Consider the following 22,869-nt stretch of genomic DNA (forward strand, 5'->3'; position numbering starts at 1 on the left):
GACCAGTACAAGGAGGCAGAGCATGGCGAAGAAGGCCCGCAAGAAGAAGGCCCGTAAGAAGAGCAGCGCCAACCACGGCAAGCGCCCCAACTCCTGATCATCCGATCAGGCGGCGCAGTCGCCGGACAGCGAGACGGCCCGGGTCCGTGATCGGACCCGGGCCGTTTCGCGTCGTTCGTCAGTCGGCGAGTTCGCGGGACTCGGTGGTCTCGAAGACCACCAGCTCGGTCAGCCGCAGGCGCAGCCGCTCCCGCAGCTTCTCCGGGGCCGCCTCGTTGCCGCAGCACCGGGCGACCAGCGCCTTGACCTCCTGCTCGATGCCGTACTCGCGCAGGCACGGCCCGCACTCGTCCAGGTGGTGCCGGATCAGCACCCGGCGCTCCTCGGCGCACTCCAGGTCGAGGTAGAGGTAGACCTCGGCGAGGACCTCGTGGCAGTCCGTCTCGTGCGGTTGTCCACAGCTCACGGTCACACCTCCCGGCCGGCGGCGGCGGTCGAACCCTTCTTCGACGAGGCGGCGCTGAAACCCCGCTCCGCCGCGTACTGCTCCAGCAGCTTCCGCAGATTACGTCGGCCACGGTGCAGACGGGACATCACGGTGCCGATCGGCGTGCCCATGATGTCGGCGACCTCCTTGTAGGAGAAGCCCTCGACGTCGGTCAGGTAGACGGCCAGGCGGAACTCCTCCGGCAACTGCTGGAGGGCCTCCTTGACGTCGCTGTCCGGCAGCCGGTCGAGCGCCTCCGTCTCGGCCGAGCGCAGGCCGCTGGACGTGTGCGACTCGGCCTCGGCGAGCTGCCAGTCGGTGATCTCCTCGGTCGGCGCCTGGATGGGCTGGCGCTGCCGCTTGCGGTAGGTGTTGATGTAGGTGTTGGTCAGGATCCGGTAGAGCCAGGCCTTCAGGTTCGTGCCCTGCTCGAACTGGTGGAAGGCGGCGTACGCCTTCAGGTACGTCTCCTGAACCAGGTCCTCCGCGTCCGCCGGGTTGCGGGTCATCCGCAGCCCGGCAGCGTAGAGCTGATCGACGAAGGGCATCGCGTCCCGCTCGAAGCGGGCCCTGCGCTCGTCCGTCTTCTCGGTGGTCAACCGCACATCCCCTCGCGTCGGATGCTTTCCCGCCGAGGATACGCGTACCCGCTTGCCGGCAGATTCACTTCCGGAGTGTGTGCCGGTGCTCACGACCGACGCCGCCGCGGGCCACTCCGGCGCGTCGAGCAGCCGCCGGAGCTGGCGCTCGTCCCGTTCGTCCCGTTCCCGGCTCCGTGTCTCGGTCGGCACCGGTCACCCCCCTCGCGATGGCTCTGTCGTCGTCCAAGGGAAGTAACGCGAGTTGTGGGGCGTGGCATTCCTCCGGCCCCACCCGATCCTGGTCCCGGCCTCGGCCGCGACCGACGCTGGGACCAGGAAGGGCCTGGGAGGGTGGCCCCGGCGCGCCCGAACCGGGCGGCCGGCACCAACCGGTGCAACGACCCGCCGCGCCGGACGGTCACGGCGCGCGCCGCCCGGTCAGCACGACCACCCGTGTACGCGCAGCCAGTCCCGCACCACGGCGGCCGTACCGGCCGGATCGCGGCGCAGGTCGTGGCGCTCCCCCGGCCGGACCACCACCTCGATGCCGGGGCCCGGCTCGGGCACGCCGAACGGGTCCCGGTCGCCGTTGACGACGAGCGTGGGCAGCCCGGTGAGCAGTTCGCCGGCCCGGGAGCGTTCCGGTCGTCCCGGCGGGTGCAGCGGGAACGCCAGCGCGACCACTCCGGCCGCCTCGACGGCGGTGGCGGTACGGCAGGCCACCCGGGCGCCGCTGGACCGGCCGCCGACCACCCAGTGGCGCACCAGCGGGGCACGGCGACGCAGGTCGGCCAGCACCGCCGTCCACGCCTCGTCGAGGTGCCCGGCGGGAGCGGGCGCGCGTCGCCCGGCGACCCGGTACGGCTGGGTCACCAGGGCCACCCCGGCCCCGGCGGCGAGCACCGCGTCCCGCACCGCGGTCAGGTCGGGCGCGTCCACGTCACCACCGGCGCCGTGCCCGAGCACCAGCACCGTGGTGGCGTCGGCGGGTGTGTCGAAGCGGAGCCGGGCGGGTCCGCGTGGGGTGTCGATCTCGTCGTCGTGCCGCACCGGCCCATTGTGCGCGGACCGGCGCGCCCGCCGGTGGTTCGGCGCGGAGACGCCGACGTCGCCCGCGGCCCTGCCGGAGCGGACCACGGGCGACGTCGGGATCAGCTCAGCGGAACCAGCGTGAGCAGGCGGTCGCGCACCGGCGGACCGGCGTCGTCGAGCGCGTCCGGATCCGGCTGCACCTCGCTGCGCCAGGCCACCAGCATGGCGCGCCGCTCACGCGGCGTGGTGCCGCCCCAGACGCCGTGGCAGTCGCCCACCTCAAGCGCCCAGGCCAGGCAGGAGCCCTGGACGTCGCAGGTGCGGCAGAGCGCCACCGCCGCGTCGGCCGGTTCGTTCGGTGCCGGAAAGAACGTCTCCGGATCGACGTTCTGACAGGTGCCCCTGGTGCGCCACGCGTCGTCCTGGCGTCGTTCGCTCAGCGCCCGCAGCAGTCGCGGATCGCGCCGCGCGGCGGCTACCTCGTGCGGACGCGGCATACGTGCCCGTGTCAATACACCCACCTCCCCCGTGGGAACCGGCGTAGATCTCTCACAAGATCGATGAGTGTCATCCGCCCCGTGCGAACAGACGCCCATCACCGGCGCTGTGTTCTATCGCATTCGAATACGTAAGGACAAGGGTCTTCAATGAAACTGACTGAACGTCCGGGCGACTTTTCCGACCTAACCCCGGCAAACGGGGCGCGCAAATGTGGCGGAGCGTGATCAGAACAGCGTCGGTCCGGCGGCCGTCCCGGCACCCGCCGGAGCCACCGCGGCGACCAGCTCCGGGCCGTCGTTGCGGACGTCGCCGACGGCCCGGGACACGGGCCGGATCTCCAGCCCGGCGAGCAGGCCGGCGTCCGGCGGCGCGAGCAGTTCCGCCGGCTCCTCGGCCGGGCCGAGCCACTCCGCCCAGCGCTCCGGCGACAGCAGCAGCGGCATCCGGTCGTGCACCTCGGCCAGCTCGCCGACCGCGGCGGTGGTGAGCACGCTGAACGTGAGCCGGGCCGCACCGGCCGACTCCCAGACCGACCAGATGCCGGCGAAGGCCAGGACCGAGCCGTCCCGCGGGGTCATGAAGTAGGGCTGCCGCCCGCCGTCGGCGAGGCGGACCCACTCGTACCACCCGTCGGCGGGGACCAGGCAGCGACGGCGGGCGAAGGACGGCGCGTACGCCCGGCTGGTGGCGACCGTCTCGGCCCGCGCGTTGATCATGCGGGCGGCCCCGGCGGCGCTGCGCGACCACTGCGGGAGCAGGCCCCAGCGGCCGAGGGAGAGCAGCCGGTGCCCCTCCGGGGCGAGCCGGACCAGCGGCACCGGGTCGGTCGGCGCGACGTTGTAGTCCGGCGTCACCCCGCCGGTCTCGTCGGCCGACTCGAACAGCGCGCTCAGGTCGGCGGCGCTCCGGGTCGTGGCGTACCTCCCGCACATGGCGCCCACGCTAGCCGCATCCGGACGTTCCGGCTGTCCCGCCCAACGGGAGCAGCGGCGCCGGACGGTTCCACCAGGCCGCGAGCTTGGCAGAATGTAACGGTGAGCAATCCGACCGCGACGCGTCCGCCGCAGCAGTGGACCGCGCCGACCGCGAGCGACCCGGTCGCCGCGACGCTGCGCCTGCCCGGCTCCAAGTCGATGACCGCCCGGGCCCTGGTGCTCGCCGCGCTCGCCGGCGGGCCGTCGACACTCGCCCGGCCGCTGCGCGCCCGGGACACCGAACTGATGGCCGGTGGCCTGCGCGCACTCGGCGCCCACATGTCGATCTCGGACGACGACCGCTGGCTGGTCCGCCCCCACCCGCTGGCCGGCCCGGCGCACGTCGACGTCGGCCTGGCCGGCACCGTGATGCGCTTCCTGCCCCCGGTGGCCGGACTGGCCGCCGGGCGGGTCACGTTCGACGGCGACCCGCACGCCCGGACCCGGCCGCTCGGGCCGCTGATCGGCGCGCTGCGCACGCTCGGCGTCCGCATCGACGCACCCCCGGCCGGCAGCCTGCCGCTCGTCGTCCTCGGCGCGGGCCGGGTGACCGGCGGCGACGTGGTGATCGACGCCTCCGCGTCCAGCCAGCTCGTCTCCGGGCTGCTGCTCGCCGCGCCCCGCTTCGACCGGGGCGTCGTGGTCCGGCACGAGGGGCCGCCGGTGCCGTCCGCGCCGCACGTGCGGATGACGGTGCAGATGCTGCGCGCGGCCGGCGCCGCCGTGGACGACACCACGCCCGACGTGTGGACGGTCGAGCCGGGCCCGCTGTCCGGGCGCGGCTGGGAGATCGAGCCGGACCTGTCCGGCGCCGCGCCGTTCTTCGCCGCCGCGCTGGTCACCGGCGGCGAGGTGACGCTGCAGGGCTGGCCGCGCAGCAGCCTCCAGCCGGTCGACCGGCTTCGGGACCTGCTGCACCGGATGGGCGGCGAGGTGAGCCTCGGCACCGACGGCCTGACCGTGCGCGGCACCGGCACGGTGCGCGGGATCGACGCCGACCTCTCCGACGTCGGCGAGCTGACCCCGGTGCTGGCCGCGCTCACGCTGCTCGCCGACGGTCCGTCCCGGCTCACCGGCATCGGCCACATCCGGGGCCACGAGACCGACCGGGTCACCGCGCTCGCGAAGGAGTTCACCGCGCTCGGCGCGGACATCACCGAGACCCGCGACGGGCTGGACATCCGGCCCCGACCGCTGCGCGGCGGGACGTTCCGTACGTACGCCGACCACCGGATGGCGCACGCGGCGGCGGTGGCCGGGCTGGCCGTCCCCGGCATCGAGGTCGACGACGTGGCGTGCACCTCCAAGACCATGCCGGAGTTCCCGGCACTATGGTCGGGGATGGTGACCGGCAAGAACTGAGAGCGGGGGACGTCCTGGCGACGAAGCGGCGTGAGTACGACGAGGACGACGTCCGGGTCCGGCCGGGCCGGTCGTCGCGCCCACGAACGCGCACCCGGCCCCGCCACGCCGACGCCGTCGAGGGCTTCGTCATCGCCGTCGACCGGGGCCGCTACACCTGCGTGCTGTCCGGTGCCGGGCCGGACGCGCCGCTCGTGACCGCGATGCGCGCCCGCGAGCTGGGACGCAAGTCGGTGGTGGTGGGTGACCGGGTGGGGCTGGTCGGGGACACCTCCGGTGCGCCGGGCGCGCTGGCCCGGATCGTGCGCATCGCCGAGCGGACCTCGGTGCTGCGCCGCACCGCCGACGACGACGAGACCACCGCCGAGGGGCGGCTGGAACGGGTGGTGGTGGCGAACGCCGACCAGTTGGTGATCGTCAGCGCGCTCGCCGACCCGCCACCGCGTACCGGGTTCATCGACCGCTGCCTGGTGGCCGCGTACGACGCCGACATCGAGCCGCTGCTCTGCCTCACCAAGGCGGACCTGGCCGGCCCGGAGGCGGTGCTCGGCTACTACACCGAGCTGGAGCTGCCGTACGTGCTGATCCGCCCGGACTCCGACCTGGCCGCGCTGCGGGCGCTGCTCGCCGGCCGGGTCTCGGTGATGGTGGGCCACTCCGGGGTGGGCAAGTCGACGCTCGTCAACCGCCTCGTCCCGGACGCCGAACGGGCGGTGGGCACGGTCAGCGCGATCGGCCGGGGCCGGCACACGTCGACCAGCGCGGTGGCGCTGCACCTGCCCGCCGAGCCCGGCGCCGACGGCGACACCGGCTGGATCGTCGACACCCCCGGTGTACGCAGCTTCGGGCTGGCCCACGTGTCCGCCGAGAGCCTGCTGCACGGCTTCCCCGACCTGGTCGAGGCGACCGTGGACTGCCCGGCCAACTGCCCGCACACCGCCGACGAGGCGGACTGCGCGCTCGACGCCTGGGTGGCCGCCGGGAGGGCGGACGCGCGCCGGCTCGCCTCGTACCGCCGGTTGCTGGCCTCCCGCAGCGGCGACGGCGACCCGCGCGAGCCGGAGCGCAACCCCGGCGATCCGCTCGCCGGGTCCTGACCGGCGGACCGGCGGCGACCCGCCGTCGCCGGCCGGGCCGCCGCCACTAGCGTGTCCGTCATGACCGGGTACGCCGACGACCTCGCCCTCGCCCACCTGCTCGCCGACGCCGCGGACGCCGTCTCCTCGGCCCGGTTCCGCGCGCTCGACCTGCGCGTCGAGTCCAAGCCGGACCTGACCCCGGTCTCCGACGCGGACACCGCCGTGGAACGGGAGATCCGCGCGCTGCTGGCCGCCCACCGTCCCGGCGACGGTCTGCTCGGCGAGGAGTACGGCGAGCAGCCGCCGGCCGGGCCGGACGGGCGGCGCTGGGTGATCGACCCGATCGACGGCACGAAGAACTTCGTCCGGGGCGTACCGGTCTGGGCCACCCTGATCGCGCTGCTGGAGCACGACCGGCCGGTGCTCGGCCTGGTCTCCGCCCCGGCGCTGGGCCGCCGCTGGTGGGGCGCGCTCGGCGCGGGCGCGTTCGCCGGCACCGGCCCGGCGGACGGCACGCCGATCCGGGTCTCCGGCGTGACGGCGCTCGGCGACGCGAGCTTCTGCTACTCGTCGCTGACCGGCTGGGAGCAGGCCGGGCGGCTGGACGCGGTGCTCCAGCTCATGCGCGACACCTGGCGCAGCCGCGCGTACGGCGACTTCTACGGCTACATGCTGCTGGCCGAGGGTGCACTGGACGTGATGGTGGAGCCGGAGCTGTCGCTGTGGGACATCGCCGCGCTGGTCCCGATCGTCACCGAGGCGGGCGGAGTCGTCACGGATCTGGCCGGGCGGCCCGCGCCGGCCGGCGCCGACTCCGCCGACATCAGCGCCGTGGCCAGCAACGGGGCGCTGCACGACGACATCCTGGCCCGGCTCGGCCGTCCAGCCGAGCGCTGACCCCGGGGGAGCCTCTATCCTCGCCAGGTGGTTTCCTCCGGTTGGTGCTTCCTGGCGGCGATGATCATCGCGTACGGCTTCGCCAACCTCCTCCAGTCGGTCGCGGCCGCGCGGACCACCGTGCACCACACGTTCGACCCCGGGCTGCTGCTGCGCCTGGCCGGGCACCGGACGTACCTGATCGGCCTGACCTGCCAGGTCGTCGGCTTCGTGCTGGCCTTCCTGGCCCGCCGCGACCTGCCGTTGTTCCTGGTCCAGGCCAGCGTGGCGGCCGGGCTCGGGGTGACCGCCGTCCTCGGCGTGCTGGTGCTCAAGTGGCGGCTGCCCGCAGCCGAGGTGGTACTGCTGGTGCTGCTGTTCGCCGGCATCACCGCGCTCGTGCTCTCCGCCCAGCCGGCGCCGTCACGGCAGCTCGGCACCGCCGGGCTGGTCGGCCTGGCGGTGGCGGTGGTCGCGATCGCCGCCTCCGGCTTCTTCGCCGCCCGGCTGCACGGCGCGCTCGGGTCGGTGGTGCTCGGGTCGCTGGCCGGGATGGCGTTCTCCGCCGCGGCGGTGGCGGCCCGCCCGCTCGCCTCGGCCGGATCGGTCGAGGCGTTCGTCCGCGACCCGCTGCTCTACCTGCTGATCGTCCACTCGCTGATCGGCCAGCTGCTGCTCGGGCTGGCCATGCAGCGCGGTTCGACCACGGCGGCGGTCGCCGCGATGGACGCCGCCGGCGCGGTACCGGCCGCGATCGTCGGCCTGCTGCTGCTCAACGACAAGATCTGGCCCGGCCGGGAGTGGCTGGCCGGGCTCGGCTTCCTGGTGACGCTCGCGGCGGTGGTCGGCCTGACCCGGTACGCCGAACCGCAGCACCACCACGCCAGCGCCCGTCAGAAGGCGATCACGGGCGCCGGGATGGTGCCGGTTCAGGCCGCCTCGACCGGCCCGCGTTCGGAGACGACCACCTCGACCGGCGGCGTCGCCTCGACCGGCGTCGGCTCGATTCCCGTGGCCGGACGGCGGCGCCCGATCACCCGCTCGTAGAGGCGCTCCAGCGCGGCGGCGGTACGTTCCCAGGTGTAGCTGCACCGGACCCGGTCCACCGCGGCGTGCCCGTACGCGAACCGTCCGGCGTTGTCGGACAGCAGCCGGCGCAGGGTGACCCCGAGCGTGCGGACGTCACCCGGCGGCACCAGCTTGCCGGTCACCTCGTCCACCACCGCGTCGGCGATGCCGCCCATGGCGTAGCCGACCACCGGCACGCCGCAGGCCATCGCCTCCAGCGACACCCGCCCGGCCGACGCGTAGTGCGCGGTGCAGGCCACCACGTCGGCGGAGCGGTACCAGGTGGCCATCTGGTCGTGCGGCACCGCGCCGACCAGCTTCACCTGCTCCGCCACGCCCGCCCGCTCGGCCAGGTCGCGCAGCCGGCGCGCCTCGGCGTGGCCGTCCAGCCGCTCGGGCGGCGGACCGCCGGCGATCACCAGTTCCGCGTCACCCACCAGCCGCATGGCCCGGATCAGGTCGTCCTGCCCGTGTCCGGGCGCGAGCCCGCCGACGGAGAGGATCCGGGGCCGCTGGTCCCGGGGGGCCGCCTCGCCGTCCGGGTGGAACTGGCCGGTGTCCACCCCGGTCGGCACCATCGCCACCGCTGTGCGTTGCAGGCCCATCCGGGTCAGCTCGTCGACCTCGTCGTTGCACTGGGCCACCGCCACGTCCACGGCCCGGGTCAGCGCCCGCTCCAGCGGGATCCGCTCCCCCGGCCCGCCGTACTCACGGCCGAGGTGACGCAGCTGCTCCACGCCGAGCGAGTGGAACGTCTGCACCACCGGGATGTCGGTGGCGCGGACCGCGTGCGCGGCGGCCAGCCCGCCGACCCAGTAGTGCCCGTGCACCACGTCGGGGGTCCAGTCCCCGGCCCACTGCCCGGCCAGCCAGCGGCCGTACTCGGCGACGAACGGGACCAGCTCGGCGGTGGAGAGCATGTCGGGCGGGCCGACCGGGACACGTTCCACCCGGTAGCCGTCGAGTTCGGTCAGGGCAGGCTGGGCGGATGCGGCACGGCGCTCGTAGACGCGGACGTCATGGCCCCGGGCGGCGAGTTCCGCCGCCACGCGCGCAATGTGCTCCTGCGTCCCGACGGTGGGACCGTCGGTGGACGAGCCGGCGTGCGCGCATACAAGGCCGACGCGCATGGTGCACCTCCATGCGTTCTCTGCGAGCGGGGTCTCCGGTCAGAGCGTCCCATTAACCCAGGTCCGGTGCGCCCAAACCTGACAGATCGGCGTCGCCCGGCCACGGCGTCCCGCGGACGGGACAGCCGTCCGAAGCCGATCACCGGCGAAAACGGTCGGCATGACCGCCCGGCCCGGGGGTACCGACGGGGAATGCCCCTGACCCGCAGCCTCTCCGACGCAACAGTGGTCATCACCGGCGCCTCCAGCGGGATCGGCGCCGCCACCGCGTACGCGCTGGCCCGCCGGGGTGCCGACGTGGTGCTGGCGGCCCGGACCGAGTCCGCGCTGCGCCGGGTCGCGTCGTACTGCCGGGAACTGGTCGGCCGGGCCCTGGTGGTGCCCACCGACGTGACCGACCCGGAGGCCGTGGAGCGGCTGGCGGGGCGGGCGGTGGCCGAGTTCGGCCGGATCGACGCCTGGATCAACAACGCGGCGGTGGGCACCGTGGGGCTGTTCGACGAGATCCCGATGGCCGAGTTCCGCCGGGTGGTGGACGTGAACCTGCTCGGCGCCGTGTACGGGACGCGCGCCGCGCTGCCCTGGCTCGACGCGGCCGGCGGCGGGGTGCTCGTAAACAACGCCTCGGTGCTGGCCGAGGTGGCGATGCCGTACCAGTCGGCGTACAACGCGACCAAGCACGCGATCCGCGGGCTGGCCGACACGGTCCGGCAGGAGCTGCGGGTGACCGGCCGGGGGAACATCTCGATCTGCACGGTGCTGCCCGCCACCATCGACACGCCGTTCTTCCGGCACGCGGCCAACCACTCCGGCCGGGAGCTGACCCCGCCGCCGCCGGTGTACCCGCCGGAGATGGTCGCCGAGACGATCGTCCGGCTGCTGCGGCGTCCCCGGCGCGAGGCGTACGCGGGCGGCGCGGCCCGGCTGATCGGCCTCCAGTGGCGGCTCGCCCCGGCGCTGGCCGAGCGCGTGCTGGGCTGGTACACCGCGCGCACCCAGTTCGGCCCCGGCGTACGCGCCGACTCGACCGGCGCGGTCTTCATGCCGGACGCGGCGGCGGAGCGGACCGACGGGTGGTCCGGCCGGCGCGGGCAGGTGCTGCGGCTGACCGCGGCGGTCGGGCTGGCCGCCGGCACGGCGGTCGGCACGGTGGCGGCTCTCAGCCGCCGGTCGCGGGCCGGTCGGCCGTGAGTCCCGTCGACCGGACCGGTGCGCGGGCGCGGACCGAGGTACACAATGGGGCGATCATGCCGACGGATGCGCGTTGCCTGGTGGAGACCGACGACTCCTCGCCGACGGTCCGGCTGACCGGGGTGCTCGACCGGTCCGAGGTGGAAGCCGTACGGGACGCGCTGCTCGCCCGTTTGTGGCGGCACCCCGGGGTGCTGCTCGTGGACCTGTCCGGGGTGCGGATCCCCGATCCGGTGGCACGCGACGCGCTGGACGAGGTCTGCCGGGCGGTCGACGACTGGCCCGCCGCGCGGCTGCTGCTCGACCCGGACGGGCCGCCACCGGACGCGCCGCCCGAGCCGCTCGACGCCGAGCTGCCCCCGGTGGTCGAGGCCGCCCGGGAGGCGCGGGTGCTGGTGACCGGCGGCTGTGCCAGGTGGGGACTGCCGGAGCTGACCGAGCCGGCCTGCATCGCGGTCACCGAGATGGTCAACAACGTGGTGGCGCACGCGGTCACGTCGATGACGCTCCGGCTGGCCCCGCGCGGCGGCGCGCTGCACCTCGCGGTCCGGGACCACTCGACTGGGCGGCCCGCGTACGGCGGTCCGGCGCCGGTGGACTCGGTGGGCGGGCGAGGGTTGCTGCTCATCGACACGGTGGCCCGGCGCTGGGGCAGCACGGCGCTGCCCGACGGCAAGGTGGTGTGGTGCGTGCTGTACGCCGAGGACGAGACGGCGTACCGCAACTGAGGTGCTTTTCGCACTGTTTCTCCCGATCCTCCCGGCCGGTCGCGGTTAGGGCGGGGAGCGCAGTGGGTAGTTCCCGGGCATGCGCGACGACGAGTACCCCACCCCCGTGTCCGATCCCGAGGCGTCGGGCCTGCCCGACACCGCCGACGACGACTCCAGCGCCCACGACGACGTGCTGACCGGGCGCGAGGCGGACGGCCCGGACCCGGCCCAGATCCCCGGCGACCGCACGCCGGTGGCGGTGGACCAGTTCGGCACCACGGCGGAGGAGCAGCTCGACGGCGAGTCGCTGGACTACAAGCTCCAGCGCGAGCAGTACGAGCGCCCCGCCGACGACCCGCTCGCCGGCCCGGTCGACCCGGACATCGCCGCCGAGGCGGACAGCGAGGAGGCCGCCGCGCAGGCCCAGCTCGACGCCGACGTGATCGACCCGGGCCCGGTCTCGGACCCGCACTCCCCGGTCTCCGTGTACGACCACGGCCAGCTCGGCAGCGTCGCCGACCACCAGGTGGGACGGCTGGTCGAACCGGACGAGGGTGCACACACCGATCAGGAGACCGACAACGTCGCCTACGACGCCGGCGCGGCCGGTGGCGGGGCCAGCGCGGAGGAGCTGGCGGTGCACGAGACCCGGCCGCCGGAGGCGCGCTGACCGCTCAGTCGTCCAGGCCCCGCTCGATGGCGTACCGGGTCAGCTCGACCCGGTTGTGCAACTGGAGCTTGCCCAGGGTGTTCTGCACGTGGTTCTGCACGGTCCGGTGGGACAGGCTCAGCCGGTCGGCGATCTGCTTGTAGGACAGCCCCTTGGCGACCAGACGCAGCACCTCGGTCTCCCGTTCGGTGAGCCGGGGTGCGTCGTCGTCCGGGGCGGGCGGCGCCGCGGCAAGCCGCCGGTACTCCCCCAGCACCAGCCCGGCCAGGCCGGGCGTGAACACCGGCTCACCGGCCGCCGTGCGGCGCACCGCGTCCAGGAACTCCGCCGGTGCGGCCGACTTGATCAGGTAGCCGGTGGCGCCGGCCTTGACCGCGTCCAGCACGCCCTGCGGCTCACCGCTGGCCGACAGCATGAGCACCCGCACGTCGGGCAGCGCGGCGCGCAGGCCCCGGATCACCTCGACGCCGGAGATGTCCGGCAGCTGGAGGTCGAGCACGACCAGGTCGGGACGGGCCGCCGCGGCCACCCGTACCGCCTGCCGGCCCTCCCCGCTCGTCGCCACCACCTGGTGACCCGCCTCGGTGAGGTCCCGGGCCACGCCCTCGCGCCACATCGGGTGGTCGTCGACCACCATCACCCGGATGCTCACCCGCGGCTCCTCGGCACGACCAGCTCGATCTCGGTGCCGGCGCCGGGCGCGGAAACGATCCGCACCTCGCCGCCCAGGTCGGCCACCCGGCCCCGGATGGACTGCGCCACCCCGAGCCGCCCCTGCGCGGCGGCCTCCGCCAGCCGCCCCTCCGGGATTCCCGGCCCCTCGTCGCGTACCGAGACGGTCACCGTCTCCTCCTCGTCCTCGATCAGCACCCAGGCCCGCCCGCCGGCGTGCCGGGCCACGTTGTCGAGCGCCGCGCCGACCGCGGCACCCAGCTCACCGGCCGCCCGCGCCGGCAGCGGCACCGGTGTGGCGGGCGCGGACACCACGACGGTGGCCGAGGCGTACCTGTCGATCAGGTCGCGCAGGTCCTGCTCGTCCCCGGCCCGATCCGGTGGCGCGCCCGTCCGGCCGATCAGCGCCCGCAGCGCCTCCTCCTGCTCGCCGGCCAGCCGGGCCAGCTCGGCCGCCTCGCCGTCCAGGTCCGCGCCGCGCCGCCGGACCAGCGCGAGCACCTGGAGCACCGAGTCGTGGATGTCGCGGGCCAGCCGTTCCCGCTCCCGGGTGGCCGCCTCCAGCTCCACCGCCCGCTGCAACCGCTCCTCCGCCTGCACCGCCAGCCGCGCCACGTGCCCGACCACCACGCCGGCGAGCAGCATGAGGATCGCGCCGGTCAGCGCGGACGGGCTGATCCGGTCCCGGGTGGCGAGGTCGGCGCCGCCGAGCACGATCGCGGCCACCGCGCCACGTCGCCGCCCGCCGGAGACCGCCCAGGCGAGCACCGGCCCGGCCAGCCAGGCGGCGGTCAGCATCGGCACCCCGGCGGCGAGCGCCGCGCGGCCCACCACCCACGGCGTGACCAGGATGATCGCCAGCACCACGCAGAGGTCGGCCAGGAGCAGCGGCCAGCGCCGCCCGGCCGGACGGCCGTAGCCGGCCGCCGTCACGCCGCTCCAGGCCAGCATCGCCAGCAGGACACCGCCCGCGGCGACCGGGTGTGCGTAGCGGTCCGCGTCGCGCAGCACGACCAGTCCGACGTACGCGAGCGCGGCGAAGCGGAACACCGCTATCGATCGCCAGAAGGGGCCCTCGAGGCCGGAGGACGACGGCATGTGGGCCACCCTGTCACAGCCGGTCCAGGCCACCCCGGGCGGTGCGGTCCGAGAAACCCTGACGTACGGTGGAAATGCCGCGAAAGTCGTCGAGGAGCATCGTCGGGACGGGGTCATGACAGACGCAGAACTCCCCGCACCGCGTACGGTTGTGCCCATCGAACCTTCCCTGCTTCTCGCCACCGCCTTCGACCAGGCGCAGGTGACCGGGCTGCGGCACTCGGTCACCTCCTGCGCGCACGGCTCCGGCCTGTCCGGCCAACGGCTGGACGACTTCGTGCTGGCGGTAAACGAGCTGATCACCAACGCGGTCCGCCACGGCGGCGGGCAGGGCTGGCTACGGCTCTGGGAGCGGAACGGCGAACTGGTCTGCGAGGTCGCCGACCACGGGCCCGGGATCAGCGAACGGCGGCTGCGCGACCGCGAGCGGCCCGCGCCGGACACCGCCGGCGGCTGGGGCCTCTGGCTGGCCCGGGAGCTGAGCGACGCGATGGAGGTGGAGAGCGGCGACGCCGGCACCGTCGTCCGGATCACCGCCGCGCTCGCCACCCGCCAGCCCGTCACCGGCCCGCTGGACGGCTGACCCGCCACCGTCAGGCGAACAGGGCGCTCACCGACTCCCCGTTGTGGATCCGCCGCATCGCCTCGGCCAGCGCCGGCGCCACCGACAGCACCTCCAGCTTCGGCACCCGCTTCTCCGCCGGGATCGGCACCGTGTTGGTGCAGACGATCTCCAGGACGCCCTCCTGCCCGCTCAGCCGCTCCAGTGCCCCGCTGGAGAACAGGCCGTGCGTACAGGCCAGCCGGATCGAGCGGACCCGCCGCTCGCGCAGGTGCGAGATCAGCTCGATCACCGTGCTGCCCTTGGCGATCTCGTCGTCCAGCACGATCACGTCCCGGTCCGCCACGTCACCGATGATCGTGCTGATCTGCACCCGGTCGTCGCTGAAACGCTGCTTCGCGCCGGCCGCCACCGGCGTACCGAGCATCCGGGCGAACGCGGCCGCCTCCTTGGCGTTGCCCAGGTCCGGCGAGACCACCACCGCGTTGCTCAGGTCGTACCCCTTGAAGTGGGCGGCCAGCTCGCGCAGCGCGTGGAGGTGGTCCACCGGGACGCTGAAGAAGCCGTGCACCTGCGGCGAGTGCAGCGTCATGGCCAGCACCCGGTCCGCGCCCGCGGAGGTGAGCAGGTCGGCGACGAGCCGGCCACCGATGGAGATGCGCGGCGCATCCTTCTTGTCCGACCGCGCGTACGCGTAGTGCGGCAGCACCACGGTGATCCGCGCGGCCGACGCACCCCGGGCCGCGTCGATCATGAGCAGCAGCTCGACCAGGTGCTCCTGCACCGGCGGCACCAGCGGCTGGATGAGGAAGACGTCGCGCTCCCGGCAGTTCGCCTGCAACTGCACCTCCAGGCAGTCGTTGGCGAACCGGGACACCCGCACCGGGTGCAGCGGGACGTGGAGGTGGGCGCAGATCTCGGCGGCGAGGTCGGGATGGGCCGACCCGCTGAACACGGCAATGTCACGCACGTCTGATGATCGTACGGGCCGCCGGAGGGAGACGGTGGACGCTCGCGGCGGGTACGGTGCTGCCGTGACCGCAGAGTTCGTCGCCGCCATCGACCAGGGCACCACGTCCTCGCGCTGCATCGTCTTCGACCGGGCCGGTGAGATCGTCGCCGTGGCCCAGCGCGAGCACCGGCAGATCTTCCCCCGGCCCGGCTGGGTGGAGCACGACGCCGAGGAGATCTGGACGAACGTCGAGCACGTGGTGCGCGAGGCGCTGGCGAGCGCCGACATCGGCACCGAGTCGCTGGCCGCGGTGGGCATCACCAACCAGCGCGAGACCACAGTGGTGTGGGACCGGGAGACCGGCCGCCCGGTGGCGAACGCGATCGTCTGGCAGGACACCCGCACCGGCCCGCTGCTGCGCGAGCTGACCGAGACGTACGACGAGGAGCGGCTGCGGGCCCGCACCGGCCTGACCCCGGCCACCTACTTCGCCGGGCCGAAGCTGCGCTGGCTGCTCGACCACGTCGACGGGCTGCGCGAGCGGGCCGAACGCGGCGAGGTGCTGTTCGGCACCATGGACAGCTGGCTGATCTGGAAGCTGACCGGCCGGCACGTCACCGACGTGACGAACGCCAGCCGCACCATGCTGATGGACCTGGAGACGCTCGACTGGGCCCCGGAGCTGCTCGACGCGCTGCGCGTCCCGGCCGCCGTGCTGCCGGAGATCCGCAGCTCGGCCGAGGTGTACGGCACCGCACAGGGGGTGCTGGCCGGGGTGCCGGTGGCGAGCGCGCTCGGCGACCAGCAGGCGGCGCTGTTCGGGCAGACCTGCTTCCAGCCCGGCGAGGCCAAGTGCACCTACGGCACCGGCAGCTTCCTGCTGCTGAACACCGGTGCCAGCCCGGTGCCGTCGCGGCACGGCCTGCTCACCACTGTGGCGTACCGGATCGAGGGCCAGCCCGCCGTGTACGCGCTGGAGGGCGCCATCGCGGTCACCGGCTCGCTGGTGCAGTGGTTGCGCGACAACCTCGGCCTGATCTCCTCCGCCCCGGAGGTCGAGGAGCTGGCCCGCACCGTCGACGACAACGGCGGCTGCTACGTGGTGCCGGCCTTCTCCGGCCTGTTCGCCCCGCACTGGCGCAGCGACGCCCGGGGCGTGATCGCCGGGCTGACCGGCTACATCACCAAGGGGCACCTGGCCCGCGCGGTGCTGGAGGCGTCGGCCTTCCAGACCCGGGAGGTGGTGGACGCGATGAACGCCGACTCCGACGTGGCGCTGCGCCGGCTGCGGGTCGACGGCGGGATGACCGGCAACGAGCTGCTGATGCAGTTCCTCGCCGACGTGCTGGACGTGCCGGTCGTCCGGTCCCGGATCACCGAGACCACGTGCCTCGGCGCCGCGTACGCCGCCGGCCTCGCCGTCGGGTTCTGGCCCGACCTGGCCACGCTGCGGGAGAAGTGGCGCTCGGACGCGCAGTGGGAGTCGACGATGGACCCGGCGCACCGGGAGCGCGAGCTGCGCCAGTGGCACAAGGCGGTCCGGCGCACACTCGACTGGGTCGACTGAGCGTCAGGCCCAGGTGTTGCCGGTGAGCTTCTCGTACACCTCGACGTAGCGGGCCCGGGTCGCCTCGATCACCTCGGCCGGCACCTCGGGGGCGGGCGGCTGCTTGTCCCAGCCGCTCGCCGTGGCCCAGTCCCGCACGTACTGCTTGTCGTAGGAGAACTGGGCGCGGCCCGGCTGGTACGACTCGGCCGGCCAGAACCGGGACGAGTCCGAGGTGAGCACCTCGTCGCCGAGCACGAGCGTGCCGTCCGCCGCCCAGCCCAGCTCCAGCTTCGTGTCGGCGATCAGGATGCCCCGCTCGGCGGCGATCTCCGCGCCGCGCCGGTAGACGTCGATGGTGATCTGCCGCAGCCGCTCCGCGACCTCCGGCCCGACCTTGTCCACCACCTGCTCGTACGTGATCGGCTCGTCGTGCTCGCCCTTCGGCGCCTTGGTCGACGGCGTGAAGATCGGCTCGGGCAGGATCGACGCCTCCACCAGGCCACGGGGCAGCGGCACCCCGGAGACCGAGCCGGTGCGCTGGTATTCGGCGAAGCCGCCGCCGGTCAGGTAGCCCCGGGCCACGCACTCGACCGGCACCATCTCCAGCCGCCGGCAGCGGATCGCCCGGCCGGCGAACTCCGCCGGTACGTCCGTCGCGGAGATCACATGGTTCGGCACCAGGTCGGACAGCTGCTCGAACCACCACAGCGACAGCGCGGTGAGCAGGCGGCCCTTGTCCGGGATCGGGGTCGGCAGCACCACGTCGTAGATGGAGACGCGGTCGGAGGCGACCAGGATCAGGTCCGCGCCGTCGGCGTAGACGTCCCGGACCTTGCCCGAGTGCAGAAGTTCCACGGCGCTAGTACACCATGACCGGCGCGGACCGCCCGGCGCGCCCACCGCCGTCCCGCCCGGCGTTGACACCCGGCCGGGGGCCGGTGAAATGATCCGTCCACCCGACCTTCGGAGAGAGACCCGTGCGCGCTCCGCAGTCCGTACCCCGTCCCGGGATCGACCGGCGACGGTTCCTGGGCGCGCTCACCGGGCTGCCGCTCGCCGCCGGCGGGCTGCCGCTGCTCGCCGGGTGCAGCCCGGAGGAGGTGGCCGCCGACGAGGGCCCGATCGAGCTGTCCGTGTTCTGGTGGGGCGGCGCCCGCCGGGCCGCGGCCACCGAACAGGCGCTGCGGTTGTACTCGCAGCAGAACCCGCGGGTCAGCTTCCGGGTCACCTGGCAGGGGCTGGGCGGCTACTACGACCGGCTCGCCACGCAGGCCACCGGCGGGAACGCGCCGGACCTGTTCCAGATCGACGACACCCTGCTCGCCGAGTACGCGGGCCGGGACATCCTGCTCGACCTCACCCGGTACGTCGCCGACGAGCGGCTCGACCTGCGCGAGGTGCCGGAGCAACTGGCCCGCTACGGCCGGGTGGACGAGCGCACGGTGGGCGTGCCGGCCGCGCAGACGAGCGCGGCGCTGGTGTTCAACCGCCGGCTGCTGCGCCGCCTGGGCCAGCCCGAGCCGCGCACCGGGATGTCCTGGAAGGAGTACGTGGCCTGGGCCGCCCGCGTCACCCGCGCCTCCGGCAACCGGGTGGCCGGCACCATGGACGCCTCCGGCGACTACCGGGCGTTCTGGCTCTGGCTGCGCGGCCAGGGCAGCGAGCTGTACCAGGGGCGGCAGCTCGGCTTCAGCTCCGCCGAACTGCTCGCCTGGTTCGAGTTCTGGGAGGTGGCGCGCTTCGACCGGGCCACACCGAGCGCCGCCCTGGTCGAGCAGGCCGACAGCGGCGAGCTGGCCCGCCAGCTCGTGGTCACCGGGCACACCGCGGCCTCCTTCGCCTGGTCGCATCAGCTGCCCGAGTTGCAGAGCCTGACCGACGACGAGCTGGGCGCGGTGGCCTTCCCGGGTACGCCGGCCGCCCAGTGGCCCCGGGCGTCGATGTACTGGGCCGGTTTCCGGGGCACCCGCCACCCGGAAGCCGTGGTGGACGTGCTCGACTTCCTGACCACGAACGTGGCGGCCGGCCGGCTCCTCGGCGTCGAACGCGGCCTGAACGCCAGCAAGCAGGTGCGCTCGTTCGTCGCCGCGGAGGTGACCGGCCGGGCCGAGAAGAGCATGGCCGCGCTCGGCGCCGAGCTGGACGACCTGGCCGGCCCGTCGCCCGCGCCGCCGCCCAAGGGGCACGCCGCGGTACGCACGCTGCTGATCGAGGCGGCCGAGAGCATCCGCGGCAAGCGGGCCGGCGCCCGTACCGCCACCTCCCGCTTCATGGCCCAGGCGAACGCCGCCCTCGCCGGCTGACCCACCCCTCCCCACCCCGCCCCGGCGTGGGCGGGGTGGGCCGGGGATCAGCGCGGGGGCCGGTTGCGGCGGCCGCGCGTCAGCAGCACCACCAGCAGCACGATGCCGCCGACCACCACGAGGCAGCAGAGCAGGCCGAGGAAGCCGAAGCCGCCCCGGGAACGCCGGCGCGCCGCCTCCACCACGATCTCGCCGGTGCCGGACGACGCCCAGGCCGCGACCGGCACGAAGACCGACAGCACGACCGTACCGAGGACCGCGCCCAGGCGGCCCCACCACTTGTTCCATGCAGACATGACCCCATCCTCGCCGAGGCCCGCAACCAGGGCACGGCGGACAGCGAGGATGTCGCCGGACACGGCGAAGGGCCCCGGAGAGAACTCCGGGGCCCTTCGTCACGAGTAGCGGGGACAGGATTTGAACCTGCGACCTCTGGGTTATGAGCCCAGCGAGCTACCGAGCTGCTCCACCCCGCGTCGGCTCGTAAAGCTTATCGCACTCCGTTCCTGGAGATCAGCCGGGTACCCGGAATCCCCGCCTCGGGCGCCGCACGACGATCCGACGTCTCGCCGGGCGAGGTCGAACCCGAGACACTCTGGTCGAAAACGATATGACTGAGAGTCATAACTATGACTCACAGTCATACGCGTCTCGGGACTTCTCTTCTGCCGGGCCGGTCGCGGACCGTGGGCCATGGCGTGCGACCCGCACATGGGTGCGTAGGACACCCGCGAGAACGGCGAAGGCCCCGGAGAGAACTCCGGGGCCTTCGTCACGAGTAGCGGGGACAGGATTTGAACCTGCGACCTCTGGGTTATGAGCCCAGCGAGCTACCGAGCTGCTCCACCCCGCGTCGGCTCGACAACCGTAGCGCACCGACCCGCGGAGGCGCAAAACGGGTACTCGGTCAGGGCGAAGAACGCCCGGTCCGGGATCGTGGTCGGGAGTCCGTTTGACGACACGAGCCCGTGGTCCGGTTGACCGTTGCGGTCCCGGACCACGGGCTCGTGGTGTCAGTTCGGCGTCAGCCGCCCGGTGACGGCGCGGGTGACGTCGGCGCCGGTGGCGAGACGCTGCCCGACGGCGCCGGGTTGCCCGAGCCGTTCGCCGCGGCCTGGGCCTGCTGGAACGCGCTCATCGCCTCGTCCAGCGCCTTCAGCGCACGTCCGTACCGCTCGAAGTCGCCGGACGCCTGCGCGGCCTTGACCTCGCCGATCGCGGTCTGTACCCGGGCGGCCGCCTGGGCCAGCTCCCCGCTCATCGGCGGCGTGTTGTTGTCACCCCCGGTCGGCGACGGCGACGGCGTGGGCGTCGGGTTGTCGTCGGTGCTGGGCGGCGGGTTGTTGTTCGGTGCCCGCTTGCCCTGCTCGACGAGCTGCTTGATGCCGTCGCCGAGGTTGTTGGCGAGCACCACGTACGAGCCGCCGTCACCGTAGGAGAGCAGCACCTTCTGCAACAGCGGGTACGCGTCCTGGCTGCTGCTCTTCACGTACACCGGCTCGACGTAGAGCATGCCGTCGGCGAACGGCAGCGACAGCAGGTTGCCGTACTGCACCTGCGCCTGGTTCGAGGAGAGCAGGTTCAGCTGCTGCCGGATGTCGCCGTTGTTGGTCATCTGCTGGTGCACCTGCGTCGGACCGGAGATCCGGGTCTGGTCCGGCAGCTCCAGCACCTCCAGCTTCGGCTGCCCGTCGACGTACGACCCGGAGACCAGCGCCGCGAGGTTCTGCCGGCCGTTCGGAGTCACCGCCGAGGTCAGCTGGAAGCGTGGCCCGTCCTGCCCGGGGAACTGGGTGAACAGGTAGTACGGCGGCTGCTTCTGCCCGCTGTCCGGCGCGTCCGGCACGTTCGGCACCTGCCAGAAGTCCTGGCCGGAGTAGAAGTCGCCGGGGTCGGTGACGTGGAACTTGGTCAGCAGGTTGCGCTGCACCTTGAACAGGTCGGCCGGGTAGCGGAAGTGCTCGGCCAACTCGGCCGGGATGTCGCCCTTGGGCAGCACCAGATCACCGCCGAACGCCTTGTTCCACGCCTTGAGCACCGGGTCGGTGTCGTCGTACGAGTAGAGCTTGACCGTGCCGTCGTACGCGTCGACAGTCGCCTTCACCGAGTTGCGGATGTAGTTGACGTTCTCCCGGGCGAGCTGGAACGTGCCCCGGCCGGTCAGCTCGTCGGTCGTCTCGGCCTGGAGGTTGACCCGCTCGGCGTACGGGTAGGTCGCCGCCGTGGTGTAGCCGTCGATGATCCACAGGACGCGCCCGTTCACCACCGCCGGGTACGGGTCGCCGTCGAGCGTGAGGAACGGTGCGACCTTCTCCACCCGGTCGCGCGGGTTACGCACGTACAGCAGCTTCGAGTTCTCGTTGACCGCCTCGGAGAGCAGGAAGTTCGACTCCTGCTCCTTGATCGCGTAGAGCAGCCGGCGCGGGAACGAGCCGATCTTGACGCCGCCCTCGCCGGTGTAGGTGTAGTACTGCTCACCGCCGGTGGAGGTGGGCCGGTCGAACTCGACGTTGCGGTCGCCGTTCTGCCCGACGATCGCGTAGTCACTCGCCTCCATCCGCTCGCCGTAGTAGATCCGCGGCTGCTGGGCCGGGATCTCCTCGGTCGGCGAGGAGCACGCCTCCTGCGCCTTCTCGCCGAGGTAGCCGGAGACGAAGTACGGCTGGCCGCCGCAGACCACCTGGTTCGCCGGGGCGGCCACCAGGCCGTACCCGTGGGTGTAGACGGTGTGGCGGTTGATCCAGTTGCTCTGCTGGTCGGTCAGCTCGCCGTAGTTGATCTCACGGACGCCGACCACGTAGTCGGAGGTCTTGTCCTTGACCGAGTACCTGTCGATGTCCAGCTTCGAACCGAAGTCGTAGAAGCCGCGGACCTGCTGCAGCTGCGTGTACGTCTCGGAGACGAGCTGCGGGTCGAGCAGCCGGATGTTCGACACCACCGAGGTGTCGGTGGCGAGGCTGGCGGGTGGAACGAGGTTGCTGGCCGCGTACGGTGTGGTCTTCGTGCCGTCGAGACCGAACGCGGACCTGGTGGCCTTGATGCTGCGTTCGATGTACGGCGCCTCCTTGTCCCGGGCGCTCGGCTTGACCTCGAACGTCTGCACGGCCCACGGGTAGATGCCGCCGATCGCCACCGCGGAGACGCCCAGCAGGGCCAGCGAGATGCCCGGCCAGACCAGGTTCCGCATGACCGCGTTGGAGAACACGATGATCGCCAGCGCCACCACGATCGAGATCCAGGCGAGGATCTCCTTCGCCGGGAGCAGCGCGTTCACGTCGGCGTAGCCGGCGCCGTAGAGCTTGGCGCCCTCGTTGTACTCCAGCAGCATGGCCCGCCGGTCCAGCACGTAGGCGACGGCCTTGAGCAGCACGAACACGGCGACCAGCGAGCTGAGGTGGGCGCGGGCGGCGTTCGTCATCCGGTCGCCGACGCCCTGGAGGCGTACGCCGCCGAAGATGTAGTGCACGGCGAGCGCGCCGAGCAGCGACAGCACCACCGCGGTGAAGCCGACGCCGAGCACGTAGCGCCAGAACGGCAGCTGGAAGACGTAGAAGCCGACGTCGACGCCGAACTCCGGGTCCTTCACGCCGAAGTCACCGCCGTTGCGGAACAGCAGCCACTGGCCCCAGCGGCTCTGCGCGGAGAGGCCGGCGAACAGCCCGACGACGGCGGCGGCCAGCGCGATCCAGGTGCCGAGCCGGGGGCTCAGCAGCATCCGGTAGCGCTCCAGGGTGGCCTGCTCGGCCGAGTGCGGGCGCATCTTGGGCCGCAGCCGGTGGGCCAGCCAGAGGTTGCCGCCGACGAGCAGCGCCATGCCGGCGCCGACCACCAGGAACAGCAGCAGGCGGGTGGCGAGCACGCCGGTGAAGACCTGGGTGTAGCGGACCTCGTCGAACCACAGCCAGTCGGTCCAGGCGTTCACGCCCCACCCGAGGAGGGTGAACAAGATGAACACCCCGATCAGGACACCGATGGTGACGCGTCCGCGCCGGCTCATCCTCGGTAAGGGACTGCTACGCATGACCACTGTTGGCTCCGCACGCTCGATGTGATCGGCTCCGACCAGGCACCA

At 73.3% G+C, this 22,869-nt stretch carries 23 protein-coding genes and 2 tRNA genes; 11 read left to right on the forward strand and 14 right to left on the reverse strand.

Going from position 1 to position 22,869, the window contains the following annotated elements; genetic code table 11:
* Window positions 1-22: 22 nt before the first annotated feature.
* The gene (locus SM452_RS01325) at window positions 23-97 is read left to right on the forward strand and encodes a 50S ribosomal protein bL37 (RefSeq protein ID WP_369752275.1); all 75 of its coding nucleotides are present in this window, start codon (window positions 23-25) and stop codon (window positions 95-97) included.
* 81 nt (window positions 98-178) lie between these two features.
* Here SM452_RS01325 and rsrA read toward each other — a convergent pair whose 3' ends face one another.
* From rsrA to SM452_RS01350, 5 genes are all read right to left on the reverse strand, one after another.
* Window positions 179-466 (reverse strand): mycothiol system anti-sigma-R factor, encoded by a 288-nt coding sequence (rsrA, locus tag SM452_RS01330; protein ID WP_135241896.1) that lies wholly within the window; start codon window positions 464-466, stop codon window positions 179-181.
* A gap of 2 nt (window positions 467-468) precedes the next feature.
* Window positions 469-1,278, reverse strand: coding sequence for a sigma-70 family RNA polymerase sigma factor (locus tag SM452_RS01335; RefSeq protein WP_315985935.1), 810 nt, complete (start codon window positions 1,276-1,278; stop codon window positions 469-471).
* 228 nt (window positions 1,279-1,506) lie between these two features.
* A complete protein-coding gene (locus SM452_RS01340; RefSeq protein ID WP_262013949.1) occupies window positions 1,507-2,118 on the reverse strand; it encodes an alpha/beta hydrolase family protein in 612 nt (203 codons plus the stop codon).
* A gap of 101 nt (window positions 2,119-2,219) precedes the next feature.
* Complete coding sequence (locus tag SM452_RS01345; protein WP_013288375.1) at window positions 2,220-2,612, reverse strand: WhiB family transcriptional regulator; 393 nt, start codon at window positions 2,610-2,612, stop codon at window positions 2,220-2,222.
* A gap of 213 nt (window positions 2,613-2,825) precedes the next feature.
* Window positions 2,826-3,533: an SOS response-associated peptidase gene (locus SM452_RS01350; protein ID WP_262013950.1), complete on the reverse strand. Its 708-nt coding sequence runs from the start codon at window positions 3,531-3,533 to the stop codon at window positions 2,826-2,828.
* Window positions 3,534-3,635: 102 nt separating this feature from the next.
* On the opposite strand from SM452_RS01350, the gene aroA reads away from it, so the two are divergent.
* The 4 genes from aroA to SM452_RS01370 are packed head-to-tail and all read left to right on the forward strand — an operon-like array spanning window position 3,636 to window position 7,939.
* A complete protein-coding gene (aroA, locus tag SM452_RS01355) occupies window positions 3,636-4,937 on the forward strand; it encodes a 3-phosphoshikimate 1-carboxyvinyltransferase (RefSeq protein WP_355512302.1) in 1,302 nt (433 codons plus the stop codon).
* Window positions 4,907-6,034 (forward strand): ribosome small subunit-dependent GTPase A, encoded by a 1,128-nt coding sequence (gene rsgA / locus SM452_RS01360; protein ID WP_262013952.1) that lies wholly within the window; start codon window positions 4,907-4,909, stop codon window positions 6,032-6,034. The genes aroA and rsgA overlap by 31 nt, the downstream gene beginning before the upstream one ends.
* Before the next feature lie 60 nt (window positions 6,035-6,094).
* On the forward strand, window positions 6,095-6,913 hold the full coding sequence (gene hisN / locus SM452_RS01365; protein WP_194800491.1) for a histidinol-phosphatase: 819 nt from the start codon (window positions 6,095-6,097) through the stop codon (window positions 6,911-6,913).
* Window positions 6,914-6,973: 60 nt separating this feature from the next.
* Window positions 6,974-7,939 carry a hypothetical protein gene (locus SM452_RS01370; RefSeq protein WP_357209831.1) on the forward strand — a complete coding sequence of 322 codons (966 nt, stop codon included), beginning with the start codon at window positions 6,974-6,976 and terminating at the stop codon, window positions 7,937-7,939.
* Here SM452_RS01370 and SM452_RS01375 read toward each other — a convergent pair.
* Window positions 7,822-9,090: a glycosyltransferase gene (locus SM452_RS01375; RefSeq protein WP_262013953.1), complete on the reverse strand. Its 1,269-nt coding sequence runs from the start codon at window positions 9,088-9,090 to the stop codon at window positions 7,822-7,824. The two genes, SM452_RS01370 and SM452_RS01375, sit on opposite strands and share 118 nt — an antisense overlap.
* Window positions 9,091-9,282: 192 nt before the next feature.
* On the opposite strand from SM452_RS01375, the gene SM452_RS01380 reads away from it, so the two are divergent.
* From SM452_RS01380 to SM452_RS01390, 3 genes are all read left to right on the forward strand, one after another.
* Window positions 9,283-10,281 carry an SDR family oxidoreductase gene (locus SM452_RS01380; RefSeq protein ID WP_463839185.1) on the forward strand — a complete coding sequence of 333 codons (999 nt, stop codon included), beginning with the start codon at window positions 9,283-9,285 and terminating at the stop codon, window positions 10,279-10,281.
* Between the two features lie 56 nt (window positions 10,282-10,337).
* Entirely contained in the window at window positions 10,338-11,009 is a 672-nt protein-coding gene (locus tag SM452_RS01385) for an ATP-binding protein (RefSeq protein WP_355512307.1), read from the forward strand.
* A gap of 79 nt (window positions 11,010-11,088) precedes the next feature.
* Window positions 11,089-11,661 (forward strand): DUF5709 domain-containing protein, encoded by a 573-nt coding sequence (locus SM452_RS01390; RefSeq protein ID WP_262013956.1) that lies wholly within the window; start codon window positions 11,089-11,091, stop codon window positions 11,659-11,661.
* Between the two features lie 4 nt (window positions 11,662-11,665).
* Here SM452_RS01390 and SM452_RS01395 read toward each other — a convergent pair whose 3' ends face one another.
* Together SM452_RS01395 and macS are read right to left on the reverse strand one after the other, a co-directional pair.
* Window positions 11,666-12,298, reverse strand: a complete 633-nt coding sequence (locus SM452_RS01395) for a response regulator transcription factor (protein WP_355512333.1) — start codon at window positions 12,296-12,298, stop codon at window positions 11,666-11,668.
* Between the two features lie 11 nt (window positions 12,299-12,309).
* Entirely contained in the window at window positions 12,310-13,431 is a 1,122-nt protein-coding gene (macS, locus tag SM452_RS01400; RefSeq protein ID WP_463839186.1) for a MacS family sensor histidine kinase, read from the reverse strand.
* A 115-nt stretch (window positions 13,432-13,546) separates the two neighbouring features.
* Here macS and SM452_RS01405 point away from each other — a divergent pair, with 115 nt between their 5' ends.
* A complete protein-coding gene (locus tag SM452_RS01405) occupies window positions 13,547-14,014 on the forward strand; it encodes an ATP-binding protein (protein WP_366622325.1) in 468 nt (155 codons plus the stop codon).
* Window positions 14,015-14,024: 10 nt separating this feature from the next.
* On the opposite strand, the gene SM452_RS01410 is transcribed toward SM452_RS01405, so the two are convergent.
* Entirely contained in the window at window positions 14,025-14,963 is a 939-nt protein-coding gene (locus tag SM452_RS01410) for a ribose-phosphate diphosphokinase (RefSeq protein ID WP_262013959.1), read from the reverse strand.
* A gap of 64 nt (window positions 14,964-15,027) precedes the next feature.
* Here SM452_RS01410 and glpK point away from each other — a divergent pair, with 64 nt between their 5' ends.
* Window positions 15,028-16,512, forward strand: a complete 1,485-nt coding sequence (gene glpK, locus SM452_RS01415) for a glycerol kinase GlpK (protein ID WP_262013960.1) — start codon at window positions 15,028-15,030, stop codon at window positions 16,510-16,512.
* Between the two features lie 3 nt (window positions 16,513-16,515).
* On the opposite strand, the gene SM452_RS01420 is transcribed toward glpK, so the two are convergent.
* A complete protein-coding gene (locus SM452_RS01420) occupies window positions 16,516-17,349 on the reverse strand; it encodes a phosphoribosylaminoimidazolesuccinocarboxamide synthase (protein WP_262013961.1) in 834 nt (277 codons plus the stop codon).
* Between the two features lie 122 nt (window positions 17,350-17,471).
* On the opposite strand from SM452_RS01420, the gene SM452_RS01425 reads away from it, so the two are divergent.
* Window positions 17,472-18,797 (forward strand): ABC transporter substrate-binding protein, encoded by a 1,326-nt coding sequence (locus SM452_RS01425; RefSeq protein ID WP_366622321.1) that lies wholly within the window; start codon window positions 17,472-17,474, stop codon window positions 18,795-18,797.
* Between the two features lie 47 nt (window positions 18,798-18,844).
* On the opposite strand, the gene SM452_RS01430 is transcribed toward SM452_RS01425, so the two are convergent.
* The 4 genes from SM452_RS01430 to SM452_RS01445 form a co-directional block, all read right to left on the reverse strand.
* Entirely contained in the window at window positions 18,845-19,093 is a 249-nt protein-coding gene (locus SM452_RS01430; RefSeq protein ID WP_210900112.1) for a hypothetical protein, read from the reverse strand.
* Window positions 19,094-19,199: 106 nt separating this feature from the next.
* Window positions 19,200-19,273: transfer RNA gene (locus tag SM452_RS01435), tRNA-Met, on the reverse strand.
* Window positions 19,274-19,576: 303 nt separating this feature from the next.
* Window positions 19,577-19,650 (reverse strand) — tRNA-Met (locus tag SM452_RS01440).
* A 171-nt stretch (window positions 19,651-19,821) separates the two neighbouring features.
* On the reverse strand, window positions 19,822-22,818 hold the full coding sequence (locus tag SM452_RS01445) for a UPF0182 family membrane protein (RefSeq protein WP_262013963.1): 2,997 nt from the start codon (window positions 22,816-22,818) through the stop codon (window positions 19,822-19,824).
* Between the last annotated feature and the right edge of the window lie 51 nt (window positions 22,819-22,869).

Source organism: Micromonospora sp. SYSU B005, assembly GCF_055362685.1.